The sequence below is a fragment of the Colwellia sp. MB02u-9 genome, from assembly GCF_014077085.1.
Taxonomy (GTDB): Bacteria; Pseudomonadota; Gammaproteobacteria; order Enterobacterales; family Alteromonadaceae; genus Cognaticolwellia.
This window is the reverse complement of sequence record NZ_JACGVF010000094.1, coordinates 138,678-151,975: the sequence shown is the minus strand read 5'-3', so window position 1 is coordinate 151,975 and position 13,298 is coordinate 138,678. Positions and strand designations below refer to the sequence as shown.

The following is a 13,298-nucleotide window of genomic DNA, read 5'->3' as shown; positions in this document are numbered from 1 at the left end:
CCCATATTCGTCCCGCCAAATTCTAAGAAACCGCTAATTGCAAGATAGCGGTTTTTTATTTAGTCATTGATTTTATTTGAGCTCATTGGCTTTTCGGTATTTACCTTGATAGTCAAAAAGTCTGTTTTTAATACGCCAGTAGAATTTTTGTTTTCTGGCAATGACAAAGTCAGGACACGGTAATATGTTAGCTAGCTTTAAGGCTTGTTCAAGAGTAGTCACTTCAAAGGACTCAGTTGAACCCAGTTGAACACTGATTTTAGCGCTAAGGCGTTTAGAAAAGATATCATTGAACGCTTTAACTTGATGCGGCTTAGCGAAGTCAAAAGATTCATTGAGTTCTGTGCCTTCCTCATCATGGTAAGTGATTTTTAACTTATCAGCGCCCGCATCACCGAGCTTATCAGTTCTCTTATCACTGAGCTTGCCACTAACTCTGGTTAAATTAAGACCTGCGCAGCGAATAATTTTTGAATCTTTAAGTTGCAGTGCCTTTTTTAACATATCATCGGGGTCGACTAAGACCTCAAGGCACTGTAAACAGTTACGAGCAGCTATGTCATTTTCACCACCGCAGTGAGGGCATTCTTTAAATACAAAGCGATAGTTACATTGGCTCTGGCTTTCTACTAGGTATGCTTGTTCTTCATTGGGAGCATCGACGAGACCTTTGCATCGTCGGCCGTAGTGTTCCACTAAATAACCGTCATCATCACAAATGCCCCAAAATATATTGGGAAATTCACAACTTGGGCAAACAACTTGAACCGGCTGACTTTTACTATTCGGCTTTTTCTCACCGACTTCGGGATGATAGAGGTCAAAATCATTGCCCGTATAGTCAATCACCAAGCAATCTTTTTTGTTATCACTCAAACGCAGACCACGACCGATGATTTGCTGATAGAGACTAACCGATTGTGTTGGACGTAATATTGCAATCATATCGACATGGGGCGCATCAAAGCCAGTGGTTAATACTGAAACATTAACCAAGTATTTAATTTCTTTACGTTTGAATGCCTTAATTAACTTATCGCGCTCAGTGTTGTCGGTAGCCCCGGTAATTAACGCACTCAATTTGGCGGGTAAATAACTAAAGACTTCCTTTGCATGTTCAACGGTAGCGGCAAATATCATAATACCTTGACGTTTATGGCCTAACTCGATGACCTGTTCAATAATGCCTTGAGTCACCCGGGGATTTTTGTTTAGTAGATGATTAATATCTGTAGGACTATATTCACCAGAGGCGTTTGCTCGCAGGCTACTAAAATCATAGTGTTCTATGGTGGCATCGACTAAATTGGGTTCGGTTAAATACTGGCGTTTAATTAAGTAACTAAGTGGTAGTTCATAAATACAGTGCTCAAAAGGTCGCTTTTCTTCACTTCGCATAAAACCACGATAATGCTTTTTATAAATCCAGCCCATGCCTAAACGATAAGGGGTTGCGGTTAAGCCCAATAATTTTACCTCGGGATTAACTTGCATCAATTTTTCAATGATTTGTTGATACTGATTACTATTGGATAGCTTGCTTGCTGTTTCTTGTGATTGCTCTTTTACTTCGTTTTTGGATTCGCTTTTAGCTTCGTCTTTAGCCAGCTCAGCGCTGGCCAAATTAACTCTATGACATTCGTCAATAATAATTAAGGAGTAGGGCTCACTAAAGTCATCTAGATTGCGGGCTGCCGATTGTATGCTGGCGAACGTGACTTGGTGCTGAGTTTCTTTTAGTTTTAATCCCGCAGAATATATACCAGCAGTAACACCATAGCTTTCATATTTTTGATGATTTTGCTCGACCAACTCTTTAACGTGAGTTAGCACCAGTATTTTTCGCTTTGCCAAGCGAGCAAGCTCGGCAATGACCAGACTTTTACCTGAGCCTGTAGGTAAAACAATCACCGCAGATTCGTTGGTTTTTCGAAAGTGTTTGAGCACCGCAGAAACGGCTTCTTGTTGATAATCTCTAAGTTGAAAAACTGCCACGCAGTGCTACTGCCTTATAGGGAACGGATAGCCGCTATAATAGCAAAAGAGTAGATAATTCTAAAATTTAAAGCCAACTTTAAGCCTTTATTATTTTGCGCAGGCTAATCTAGAGAGTAGGGTTTAAAAATAGAATAATATGCTGCGCATAACTGGGCATATCACTGAAGTAATTGAGCCTTAATAAGATTTATCTACAAAAAAGTCATACAAAAAAATAATACAAAGTAGTAGTGATAGGCAGTTACACAATATTTTTTACAGTTTACTCTCAATAATTAGGAAGTTTTTCATAAAAATCAAACAGGCTATTTATCTGTTTGATTTGTTATCTATAGTGACCATGATTTTACGCTAGTGGTAATTTTATTGAATAAAACCAGTGCGCATACTCGCCCCATTCTGCCCGCCAAATTATAAAAAATCGTTTCTTTGTTAATCAAAGTGGGGTGATATTTTCATTATGTTTATAAATTGGGGGATAACTTTAATAACTCTCCTTGAGGGCTATCAGTTAGAATATAAATATAGCCGTCAGGGCCGGTCCTAATATCGCGGATCCTTTGTTTTCGCTCAGCTAACATGGTTTCTTGCTCTACCACTTTATTGTCTTCTAACTTTAAGCGTCTGACACTTTTTCCCGCTAGAGCAGCAACAAATAAATCACCTTGCCATTGGGGGAAAATATTACCTTGATATTCTGTCATGCCAGCCGGTGCTATAGAAGGCACCCAATAGGTAATGGGTTGCTCCATTCCTTTTGCTTCAGTAAAAGGAGATATTATGGCACCTGAATAATCTACGCCATAAGTAATGGCTGGCCAGCCATAATTAAGACCTGATTTAATTAAATTTAATTCATCACCCCCTTTAGGCCCATGTTCATGCAGCCAAACTTTTTTAGTTTTGCTGACTAATATTGCTTGCGGGTTACGATGGCCATAGCTGTATATTTCAGGTCTTGCATTTTTTTGACCGACAAATGGATTGTCTTTAGGAATAGTTCCATCGGTGTTAATTCTTAGCACTTTTCCTAACATGCTATTAAGGGATTGTGCTTCTTCACGAAAATTAAAACCATCACCCGCGGTTATCAGTAGTGTGCCATCAGGAAGAAAGGCCATTCTAGCGCCATGATGATGGGGAGTATTTCTACTAGAGCCGGTAAATATCACTTTAGATTGTTGCAGTGACATGTTTTGTAATGTGGCGCTGATCACTTGAACAAAGTTGTTGCTTGCTGTGCCACCACTGTAAGATATATAAAGTTTTTTGTTTGTTGCAAAGTTAGGGTCTAAAACAATATCGAATAGTCCCGCTGGGCCCTCGACATAAATATCAGGCAAGCCAGAGATTTTTTGCTCAAGTAATTTACCATCTCTGATAACTCTTAGGCTTCCTCCGCGCTCTGTCACTAACATATCATTGTTAGGTAAGAAGGCAATTGACCAAGGAAACTTCAAGTTTTCAACGACAGTTGATACTTTATATGCTTGAGCTTGGGTTTCTGCATAAATAATAGTGCTAGCAAGAAGTAAACATAAACTGATGCTAAGTTTTTTAAAGATATGATGATTATTTATCATTTTGATTACCTTGAGTTATTAGCTTAATTTTAGTGCGTGATGTTAGGAAGGCGAAAAGCCATGCAGAAAATATACAACAGCAAGTGGTTAAAAATAGCCCTAATGGAGTGCGTGTAGAAGCAATTATTGTTAAGCCCATAATATATTGAATAAGATACATCGTCAGAGGAAAGGTAGTACATCCAGAGGCAATATACCAAGCCATTCTATTACCACCGATAAATTGGTGGGCATATTTAGCCAAAATAAAACCAATCAAAAAGCCAATTGAAATCAATAAATACAGCACTGGAGCTAGTCCGAGTATGTCTTTAATCGTGGCATCTAAACGAACCGCCCAAGCTATGCTAAGCCCAAAGGATTGCACGTCGGCTAATACTATTTGTGTCGACACAATACAAACAAGTAGAGTGGCCGTTAAGCTAGTACAAATAAAGAGTATGATGGTTTTTAACATAAATTGACCTTTGTTGAGTTCAGTAAAGGGGTACACAATATTAAGCAACCTGTTAAATATACATTTTTTATCAGCTTATTATCATATTCTTATAAGAAATTTTAGAATGATGACGTTAAGTTACCTAGATATTATTTTAAGGGCACTTTTGTTGTATAAAATAAGTAAAGCAGCCAGCTATGATTGAACCCCAATGATAGAACAATTAAAATGGTCAAAACGTAAATAGTATTGATTGTTAAAAATTCAATGCCGCTAAAGTCTTACTCTGAATAAATAAAAATACCAAGGGGTTGTTCTACACGCTAGTTATACAACTCAGTGGTGTTATAGGAAAATTATATGCTTGGATGGATTATTTTACTGTTTAGCCTAATCACTTGTTTTAATGCTAAATCTTCTACCAATTTAACCTCATTAAATAATAACGGTATTGCACTGTGGGAAGCTAAAGTATTCTCTGGCAAATCTATTTACACTATCAACCAGCATCAAGGACGCTTGGCACTGCAAGCACTCAGTCAGAGTTCTGCGTCTGGATTGGTGTTGGAAAATAAAATTGATCTTACTATAACGCCTTACATAAACTGGAGTTGGTTAGTAGAAAAAACCTTACATGGGTTAAACGAACGTAGTAAAAGTGGGGATGACTTCGTCGCTAGAATTTACGTGGTAATCGATGGTGGCTTTATGGTTTGGAAGACCAAATCCTTAAACTATGTGTGGTCGAGTAATCAAGATAAAGGCTTGGTTTGGGATAATCCCTTTGCGGGTTCAAGTGTCAAAATGATGTCTGTCCAAGGGAAGCAATCTCAAACAGGTAAATGGTACGAAGAAAAGCGTAATGTATACCAAGATTTAATTGATACATTTGGTGATCAAGGTAGTGAAGAAGCAAACCTAAAAGCTTATAACTACATAGACATTATAGCTATTATGACAGACACCGATAATAGTGGCAAAAAAGCAGAGTCTTATTATGGTGATATTGTCTTTAGCACAAAGTAATTATGGGCTAATAATTACTTTAAAAATAATTAGTTAACCCTCACTTTACTATGCAGTTTTAGGCAATGTTTTCTATCCACTTAAGTTAACCTAATGTTTTTTATAGATATAAGTAAATACGAACAGAGCTATACGCACTTAGCTGCAGTAAAGCACCTTTAAACGTCATTGCTGGTGTAAACCTTTTAACCGCACTAAGAGTATATTAGGTGGAGGTTATCAGAAATATAGCTACGTAGATTTCAAGCGATGAAATTTTTGTGACCAACAATTGTTTCCCTTATTGCCGAAGTGGAAACAAGCTTAGTATAAACGGCCTACCAAAGGAGAATAAGATGAGTAAAATTGTAGATGAAGTAAAATCCGCCAATGCTGATTATGTCGCTGCATTTGGAGGTAAAGGTGATTTGGCAATGCCTCCTGGTAGGCAATTTGCCATTTTGACCTGTATGGATGCACGCTTGGATCCAGCTAAATATGCAGGTCTTGCTGAAGGTGATGCACATGTCATTCGTAACGCAGGCGGCAGAGCAAGCGATGATGCTATTCGTTCATTAGTGATTTCTTATAAATTACTAGGCACAAAAGAATGGTTTGTTATCCATCATACTGATTGTGGCATGGAAACATTTTCAACTGAAATAATGGCAGATTTACTCTCGAGTAGCCTTAAAACCTCAAGTGTTGATGCTTCTGGTTGGCATGACAGTAAAGCCGGTGGCGGTACAACTGATGGCAAGTACATTAATTGGCTCACCATTAGTGATCAAGACAAAAGTGTTTTGGAAGACGTTCAAAGGATCAGAAGTAATTCAATGGTGCCCAGCGACATTCCAATTTATGGTTATATTTATGACTGTAAAACGGGCAATCTTAATGAGGTTGTTGAAGCCACAGAAGCTGGAAAGGCAAGTTAAAACAATTAACATCAACCTTATTGATTTTATTGCTATTTTACCAGATTAAAACAAACAACTATGGCGTTATTTATTTAATAAGTAACGCTGCATTGATGCAATTTATTAGACAATTCAAGAGCCTATTGTCCTGAGCAACGCGTTATTAAAATAAATGCCTTACATTTATTTGGATGTTTTTCTGTGTATAAAGTAGGCCAGATAATTAATGAAACGGGTATAACAAAACGCTGTACTTTAACAGCACAGAAAATTTATCCCCACATGCACAACAACTAAATGTGTTATTAACTGCACAGGAGAATTGATGAAGTATTTTGCATACGGTTCAAACATGTCGATTTTAAGACTTCAAGAGCGGGTACCAAGTGCCAAAAGACTTGAAACAGTAACGCTTAAAAACCACCAATTACGCTTTAACATGAGTGGCACTGATGGCTCTGGAAAGTGTGATTCTTTTCAAACAAATAATACCGAAGACACAGTCATTGGCGCTCTGTTTGAGATAAACAGAGCTGAAAAAACAATTTTAGATCGCGCTGAAAGCTTAGGGTATGGATACGATGAAAAAATAGTTTTTGTACAAAATGACTTAGGTGAAGTCTTTGATGCCTTAATATACTGTGCAATTAATATAGACGACGCATTAAAACCTTATTCTTGGTACCTCAATCACGTCATTATCGGAGCAAAGGAAACTAAACTGCCGGCTGACTACCTTGCTGCAATTGAGTCTATTGTCTGTTTAGAAGACCCGGATAAAACTCGAGACGCAGAGCAACGTGCAATGTACAGTTAACAAAAAGTTAAACAAGGGCCTTTACTATTTAGATCGTTTTAAGATAGCTCTAAAATTAATTGTATTTGAATATCATAGCGAGAATAAGGCAACTTGTTGCCTTATTCTTTTTAACACCTAGTTTATGGTATAAATTCAACCCTAAAATTTAAAGTGTTAGCTGATATATTTTGCAACAAGTTAGCTAATTTGAGCATAATTAATATAAGACCAGACCCCACCACTCTTTGGTAAAATCAAACCTGCCTACTGTTATAAAACCACAAGTGATTGTTTTATAGTCTAATAATATTAGATTAAATAAACTATTTTTCTTTCAAAAAATAGTTTTAGTCTGTATCATCTCGTTGCTTTTTTTGTAAGCCCTAATGAATAACAAGGAAGAAAAAATGAAGAATAAAGCTTTAGCCGTATTAACCGCGTCAATTTTTTTAGTGACTGGTTGTGCAAGCATCACTAGTTCTGAAGAACAATCCATCAATGTTACAACAAGCAATAATAAACCTGCTGAAGTAACTGTTGATGACAAAACTATTACCGCTCCAGGTATGGTTGTAGTCTTGCGTGACGGTAAAGATAAAGCTGTTAAAACTACAGCAGAAGGTTGTGACAATACAACGCTTGTAAAGAAAAGTATTACACCTATGTTTTGGGGTAACATTGTAATTGGTGGTTTGCTTGGTTCAACCACTGACGGTGCAACCGGTAAAATGTGGGACTATGAAGAATCAGTAGAAATAAGCTGTGCTGAATAGTTAAATTGATCTTAAAAAGAATAAGCTGGCTATTGCCAGCTTTATATATTTTCCTTAGCGCTAGTGCTAATGGAATGAACTTTCAAGCTGCAGTAAGTAAAGCAGCAGAACTTAGACTTTATGAAAATCCAAAGTGGTTATCCCTTCTTCACATAAAAAACGATTCCCCTCAAATTAAAGACTCTGATTTTATTTTGAGTGCTGGGAGGTTTTCACCAAAAAATGAACTTGATGAAACATTATCGCTTTTTTTTGATGATTATTCTGACGCAAAATGTAGATTTCCAGCTCGATATTTTTTTTTAAATTATTATATTAAATTCGATACTGTCGGACATAAAAACCAAGCAGAATGCGAGGAATTACAGAAATATAAAAACTATGTTCCTTTTGATGACATTAATTTAATTTATGCTTCGGAAGTGGTTTCTTCCGCTTCAAGTATGATGGGGCACTCATTTTTGAATGCCAAGGGAAAGAACCTAAACCAAACGTCTGTTTCCCATTCCATATCGTTTTTTACCGAACTAGACAGTTTTAATCCAGCTGCTTTGATTTATGACGGCCTCGTATCAGGTATGGATGGATTTTTCATCGTCAGACCTTTTGAAAAAGACTTGAATCATTACTCAAAAGTTGAAGGTCGAAACGTTTGGTCTTATACACTTGATATTAACGACTTCGATCGAACATTAATTAAATTACACATATGGGAGCTTAAGAATATTGAAATTGAATATTTATTTCAGTCCTATAATTGTGCAACGTTAACGCTTTATATTTTGTCACTGGCCAATCCAAATCTGATAAACGAAGATATTCTTTTTGTCAGCCCATTAGATGTAGTTAAAGCAGCAGAAAAATATGGCATGATAAAAAACATCGGCGTTGAATTGTCTGATGACTGGGCGTTAAAAATGTTAGAGCAAGAGATTCAACCTGAATTAGGTGGTAAAATTGAGTCTCTCGTATTTGAAGACCAAGAATTTTCATTTGAAAAACTTGAACCAAAATCAAAGCGTATTGCAGTAGAATATCTATCTTACCTGATAAAAAATAAAGTGATAAAATCAAATCTAACCGCTAAGCGACTTTCAAAGCTATCAGACATTGTTGATTTTAATATAGATAAATCGCTTGATTTTGACTTGTCACAATTCAAAAATCCAATTAATACAAAGCAAGACTCTATATTAACATCCTCTCTTGTCTTCGACTCTGAAAATACAGCGATAGACTTGTCATTCCTGCCAGCGTCACATTATTTGTATGGTGACAATAGGCAATATTTCTCCGAATCAGAGCTGGTCATTGGTGAGTTTACAGTCCGCTTAACAGAAAAAAGTAACCATCTAAAGGTACAATCTCTCACGTTTTACTCTTTTAGAACTTTGACTCCTAGCTCTAAAATTGTGCCTAAATATTCAGGCAGTTTTTATATGGGATATCGACAAATACTCGATCGAAAGCTTAATGAAAATGGCTTTTTTGATCTATCGGGTGGCATGGGGAAAAGTACCAAAGTTCACAAAGATATATTGCTTTTTAGTAACCTAGAAGTTGGATTAGCAGTGAACACTTCTGATGGTTTTTTTTATGCCAAGCCATCAGTGGGTGCAATAATCAATGTTATTGCCGATGGAAAAATTGTAGTGGAATACCAGTTAAGTGCCGGTCAATATGACACAAAACACATTACCCAAGCGTTATCGACAAAATATGCCTGGTTTGGCATAAAAAATTGGACATTCCACTTAGCCCATAAAATATATAAATCTTCTTTAGCAAAAAAGAATGAATTTCAATTGGCTGTGAGTATGCATTTTTAAGTATGCACTTTTAAGTAATCATCCCAATTAACTTTCTCATCTAGCCAGTCTACATATCTACACAGATAAGTTATAGAAACAAAGACCTGACAGCGTTATTACTTCTCGTCACCTTCTCATCGCTATAGGCGAATAAACCGCTACTTTAACGAGTCGCGGTTTTTTTGCCTATGATTTGTAAAATACAGCCTTAAGGTGGGTCGAGCTATAGTGTCTAGTAGCGTTTAACCTGCTTAATAGCTGAAATGTTTTAAGTTAGGTAGCGGTTATCGATAATAAAATGATTATTTAATAATAACTAAATAACTAAATAACTAAATAACTAAGTAACTCGCCAAGTTTAGCGATATTTAGCCTAGCAGTTGTTGTTGCTGTTCCTATCTCTTTTCTAAACTATTTAAGTCATGTTAACGCTGTCATGGTTAACATAATTAATCAAAGCGATTTTATGCAAGGGCTGGCAAAAATTTTAGTTATGGTTAGATCGCAATTTTTAATTAAAGCAATTGTGCAAAAATAAGAGTAAATTTGTTGGGTGCCATTTCTGTTTAATGAGCAATGCATTAAAACGTTGAAGAGAATTAATAATGATAATAATAAAAAAAAGCGTAAGTCCTACTTTAGCCCAGAGCAACAAAATTCATAAAAGCATACGGCACTATCTATTAATAATATTAACGTTATCAATAGCAGTAGGGTGTTCGTCTTCAAGCGATAACTTAGCTGAAAAAGCAGTTATTAGTAAAAAATTAGTCAATAGTGAACAACCGATCAAAGGTCCTTATGAAATAGCCGCTGAGCAAAATTTACCCAGTGTAGTCAGCTATCAGGCACCTGAAGACTCATTGCGTTTTATCAACGAGCCTATTTTTAAATTTAACGATACGATTTATCGTCACGTATTAAGTCCATTAGCGAAGGGCTATGAAAACCTTGTGCCTAAGCCTGTTGACACCAGTATACAGAACTTTTTTTATAATTTACGTGAGCCACTTTATGCAGTTAATCACTTATTACAAGGTGAATTTTCAACGTCGGGGAAAAGTATTACTCGCGTGCTGATAAATACCACCTTAGGCTTGCTTGGCTTATTTGATCCCGCTAATAGTTTGATGGAATTTGAGCGCAATAAAACCACTTTTGGTGATACCCTTGCCACTTATGGCGTTGGGCATGGCGCTTATCTTGTTTTACCTTTGCTCGGTCCGTCTGATTTTCGTGACACAGCGTCATTAACTTTTAACTACTTTGCACATCCTCTTAATTATATTAATGACGACACACTGGCCCAGCAGTTATTGTTTGTTGATGGCATACAAGCGCAAACCGCTATTTTAGCTAAATATCCTGATGTTTTGGCCAAGGTTGAAAATCCTTATGAGTTTGTGCGTAATTTATATATGCAAAACTTACAACGTGACGGTCAAGAACGTCGAAACGAAATTTTTAAAACTGAACAGCAAAAACAGTCAACAACCATGCCGGTGAATACTATTAACCCAGTGGTAGAAGAATGATGTTTAAACTAAATTCGACTATGTGGGCTTATGTTGTTTGTCTTGCTTTTACGTTATTGACCGCCGCATTAGCTTGGGAGGCAAAGCATTTTGAAATAGATGCATCGGCTGATACTCTGTTGGTTGACAATAATAAGCATTACATTCTAACCCAGCTTTCTGAACAACGTTATGGCTCTGAAGAGTTTATATTAATTGCCTTTAAACCACGTAAGGAACCGTTATTTTCAGCAGCTATTCTTAATTCCATTGCTACTATTGGTAATGAAATAGAAGCAATTCCTCGCGTTAAACAAGTAAAAAGTATTGTTAATGTGCCTATTTTTTCTTCGGCGAAAACATTTTCTGCTGAAGTTGAGAATTTAACGTGGGAAAATCAAAAGTTTGATGAAAACACCTTATCGCTAAGTCTAAAAAAACACCCATTATATGAAGGCTTACTGGTTAACGAAGACCAAACCGCGCTGTCGTTACAGGTGGTTTTTAAGTCAGAGCAAAAAATAGCGCAAGTTAATCATGATATTATTGCTATAAAACGTCATTTATTAACCAGAGACCTAACAAAACAAGAGCTTAATACTCTTGAAACATTAAAACAGCAACAACAAGCCTTCAATAAAAAATTTGAACAAACCCGTAGTGATGAAATTGAAAAAATTCGTGCTATTTTATTACCTTACAAAAAAGATGGCGACTTTTACCTCGGTGGTAATAACTTACTGTCTTATGAGCTAATTCAAATTATTGAGAATGACTTAGTACTTTTCGGTTCATTGATCATCTTGGTGGTTATTGTGCTGTTGTGGTTTTTGTTTAGACAATTAAGTTGGGTAATATTACCCATTGTTTGTTGTACAGCCAGTGTGGTGATGACTATAGGTTTATTAGCCGCACTTGATTTTAAAGTCACGGTTATTTCCGCTAACGTCTTTGCTCTGCAAATAATTTTGTCATTAGCCATGATCATTCATCTGATTGTTCATTATCAAGAACTCGTGACTGAAAATAGTGACTGGTCACATAAAAAACTAGTATTTTCAACTATTAAACAAAAAATTAAACCTTGTTTCTATGCCGGATTAACCACAGCTATTGGTTTTGGCTCGTTGATATTTAGTGGTGTTCAGCCGGTGATTAGTTTCGGTTGGATGATGGTTGTTGCTATGTTAGTCAGCTTTATTGTGAGTTTAGTTTTTTTCCCCGCATTATTATTGGCACTATTTAATAAACAAGACTTTGTAAAACAGCACCACCAAATTGAGCGTGGCATGACAGCAAGTGCCAATTTTGTTAACAACCAACCTAAAAAAATTGTTTTTATCTCGCTGCTAGTCACTGCTATTGGGCTTTGGGGTTGCTTAAAATTAACTGCTGAAAATAGTTTTTTAAATTACTTTAGTGAATCAACCGACGTTCGAAAAGAGTTAACGTTTATCGATCAACAATTTGGCGGTTCAACACCGTTTGACGTGTTATTTGATATTCCTGATGATCAAATTAAATCAGGTTTAGTTATTTCAGCCAGTACGGTGCAAACGGTCACTGCTATTCAAAATATGCTAGCAAAACAGCAAGCCATTGGTGCAATAACCTCGATTGCAGATTTTACTAAAATCGCCCAAGTGGTAAACGGTAAGCCGCTAACAGAATATGAACTTACCGCGCTTTATAAAAGTTTAGACCCTAAGTTACAACAAGCGTTATTTGGTGCTTATTTTTCAGAAAAAGACAATCAAATACGTATTTCAATGCGAGTGCAAGACAGCACTGCAGGCTTAAATAGAGCTGACTTATTGGCAGATATTCATCAGGAATTATTAGCCTTGGGCATCGACAAACAGCAGTATACGCTGACGGGTTTGTTTATTCTTTATCAAGATATATTGTCGCGTTTACTTGATTCGCAAATACTGACCATACTGATTGTTTACGGGGCTATGGCAATAACACTGATGATTATTTTTTCATCGTTTAAAGTGGCGGTGATTGCGATTATACCTAATTTAATTACCACCTCAGTGATTATGGGCATATTAGGCATTTTTTCGATTCCATTAGATTTAATGACTATTACCATTGCTGCCGTTGCTATGGGTATTTCAATGGACGATACCATTCATTATATCCATCGATATTTAGCCGAAATAAAACTCGGACAAGCCAGTAGTGAAGCTTGGGTTAAGCGTACTAATTTATCAGTGGGTTATGCCTTAATATATACCACAACAGTGATTGTTCTTGGTTTTGGTACCTTGGTGTTTTCTGATTTTGTACCCAGTATGTTGTTCGGTTTATTAACCAGTATTGCGATGGTTATTGCCTTGGTGACTGACATAACAATACTACCGGTATTATTGAAAAAATATCTAGCTAAAAGCAAAGTTAAGCAAGCTGAACTAGCCCTAACATAGAGCACTATACTTTTAGCGCCGTGT

The 13,298-nt window shown here is 36.5% G+C and carries 10 protein-coding genes; 7 read left to right on the top strand and 3 right to left on the bottom strand.

Translation table 11 applies throughout. The features are described from left to right. Positions 1-72: 72 nt before the first annotated feature. The 3 genes from H4J65_RS09340 to H4J65_RS09330 all read right to left on the bottom strand — a co-directional run bounded on the left by H4J65_RS09340 (position 73) and on the right by H4J65_RS09330 (position 4,038). On the bottom strand, positions 73-1,995 hold the full coding sequence (locus H4J65_RS09340) for a DEAD/DEAH box helicase (RefSeq protein ID WP_182197815.1): 1,923 nt from the start codon (positions 1,993-1,995) through the stop codon (positions 73-75). A 467-nt stretch (positions 1,996-2,462) separates the two neighbouring features. Continuing rightward, entirely contained in the window at positions 2,463-3,581 is a 1,119-nt protein-coding gene (locus H4J65_RS09335) for a PQQ-dependent sugar dehydrogenase (RefSeq protein WP_182197813.1), read from the bottom strand. Further along, entirely contained in the window at positions 3,571-4,038 is a 468-nt protein-coding gene (locus H4J65_RS09330; protein ID WP_182197810.1) for a hypothetical protein, read from the bottom strand. The genes H4J65_RS09335 and H4J65_RS09330 overlap by 11 nt, the downstream gene beginning before the upstream one ends. A 342-nt stretch (positions 4,039-4,380) precedes the next feature. On the opposite strand from H4J65_RS09330, the gene H4J65_RS09325 reads away from it, so the two are divergent. The 7 genes from H4J65_RS09325 (at position 4,381) to H4J65_RS09295 (ending at position 13,274) form a co-directional block, all read left to right on the top strand. Next, the gene (locus H4J65_RS09325; RefSeq protein ID WP_182197808.1) at positions 4,381-5,046 is read left to right on the top strand and encodes a DUF3047 domain-containing protein; all 666 of its coding nucleotides are present in this window, start codon (positions 4,381-4,383) and stop codon (positions 5,044-5,046) included. 335 nt (positions 5,047-5,381) lie between these two features. Further along, entirely contained in the window at positions 5,382-5,963 is a 582-nt protein-coding gene (locus tag H4J65_RS09320) for a carbonic anhydrase (protein ID WP_182197805.1), read from the top strand. Positions 5,964-6,270: 307 nt separating this feature from the next. Then, entirely contained in the window at positions 6,271-6,762 is a 492-nt protein-coding gene (locus H4J65_RS09315; RefSeq protein ID WP_182197802.1) for a gamma-glutamylcyclotransferase family protein, read from the top strand. A 389-nt stretch (positions 6,763-7,151) separates the two neighbouring features. Continuing rightward, positions 7,152-7,517, top strand: coding sequence for an adenosine deaminase (locus H4J65_RS09310; RefSeq protein WP_182137930.1), 366 nt, complete (start codon positions 7,152-7,154; stop codon positions 7,515-7,517). Between the two features lie 5 nt (positions 7,518-7,522). Continuing rightward, positions 7,523-9,346, top strand: a complete 1,824-nt coding sequence (locus H4J65_RS09305) for a DUF4105 domain-containing protein (protein WP_182197800.1) — start codon at positions 7,523-7,525, stop codon at positions 9,344-9,346. A 587-nt stretch (positions 9,347-9,933) separates the two neighbouring features. Next, entirely contained in the window at positions 9,934-10,863 is a 930-nt protein-coding gene (locus H4J65_RS09300) for a VacJ family lipoprotein (RefSeq protein ID WP_182197797.1), read from the top strand. Further along, entirely contained in the window at positions 10,860-13,274 is a 2,415-nt protein-coding gene (locus H4J65_RS09295; protein WP_220465119.1) for an RND family transporter, read from the top strand. Before H4J65_RS09300 ends, H4J65_RS09295 begins: the two co-directional genes overlap by 4 nt. Positions 13,275-13,298: the final 24 nt, after the last annotated feature.

What these genes read in the sequence shown, in the direction of transcription:
- H4J65_RS09335 (WP_182197813.1), bottom strand. Translation starts at nt 3,581, where the DNA reads ATGATAAATAATCATCATATCTTTAAAAAACTTAGCATCAGTTTATGT.
- H4J65_RS09330 (WP_182197810.1), bottom strand. Translation starts at nt 4,038, where the DNA reads ATGTTAAAAACCATCATACTCTTTATTTGTACTAGCTTAACGGCCACT.
- H4J65_RS09325 (WP_182197808.1), top strand. Translation starts at nt 4,381, where the DNA reads ATGCTTGGATGGATTATTTTACTGTTTAGCCTAATCACTTGTTTTAAT.
- H4J65_RS09320 (WP_182197805.1), top strand. Translation starts at nt 5,382, where the DNA reads ATGAGTAAAATTGTAGATGAAGTAAAATCCGCCAATGCTGATTATGTC.
- H4J65_RS09315 (WP_182197802.1), top strand. Translation starts at nt 6,271, where the DNA reads ATGAAGTATTTTGCATACGGTTCAAACATGTCGATTTTAAGACTTCAA.
- H4J65_RS09310 (WP_182137930.1), top strand. Translation starts at nt 7,152, where the DNA reads ATGAAGAATAAAGCTTTAGCCGTATTAACCGCGTCAATTTTTTTAGTG.
- H4J65_RS09300 (WP_182197797.1), top strand. Translation starts at nt 9,934, where the DNA reads ATGATAATAATAAAAAAAAGCGTAAGTCCTACTTTAGCCCAGAGCAAC.
- H4J65_RS09295 (WP_220465119.1), top strand. Translation starts at nt 10,860, where the DNA reads ATGATGTTTAAACTAAATTCGACTATGTGGGCTTATGTTGTTTGTCTT.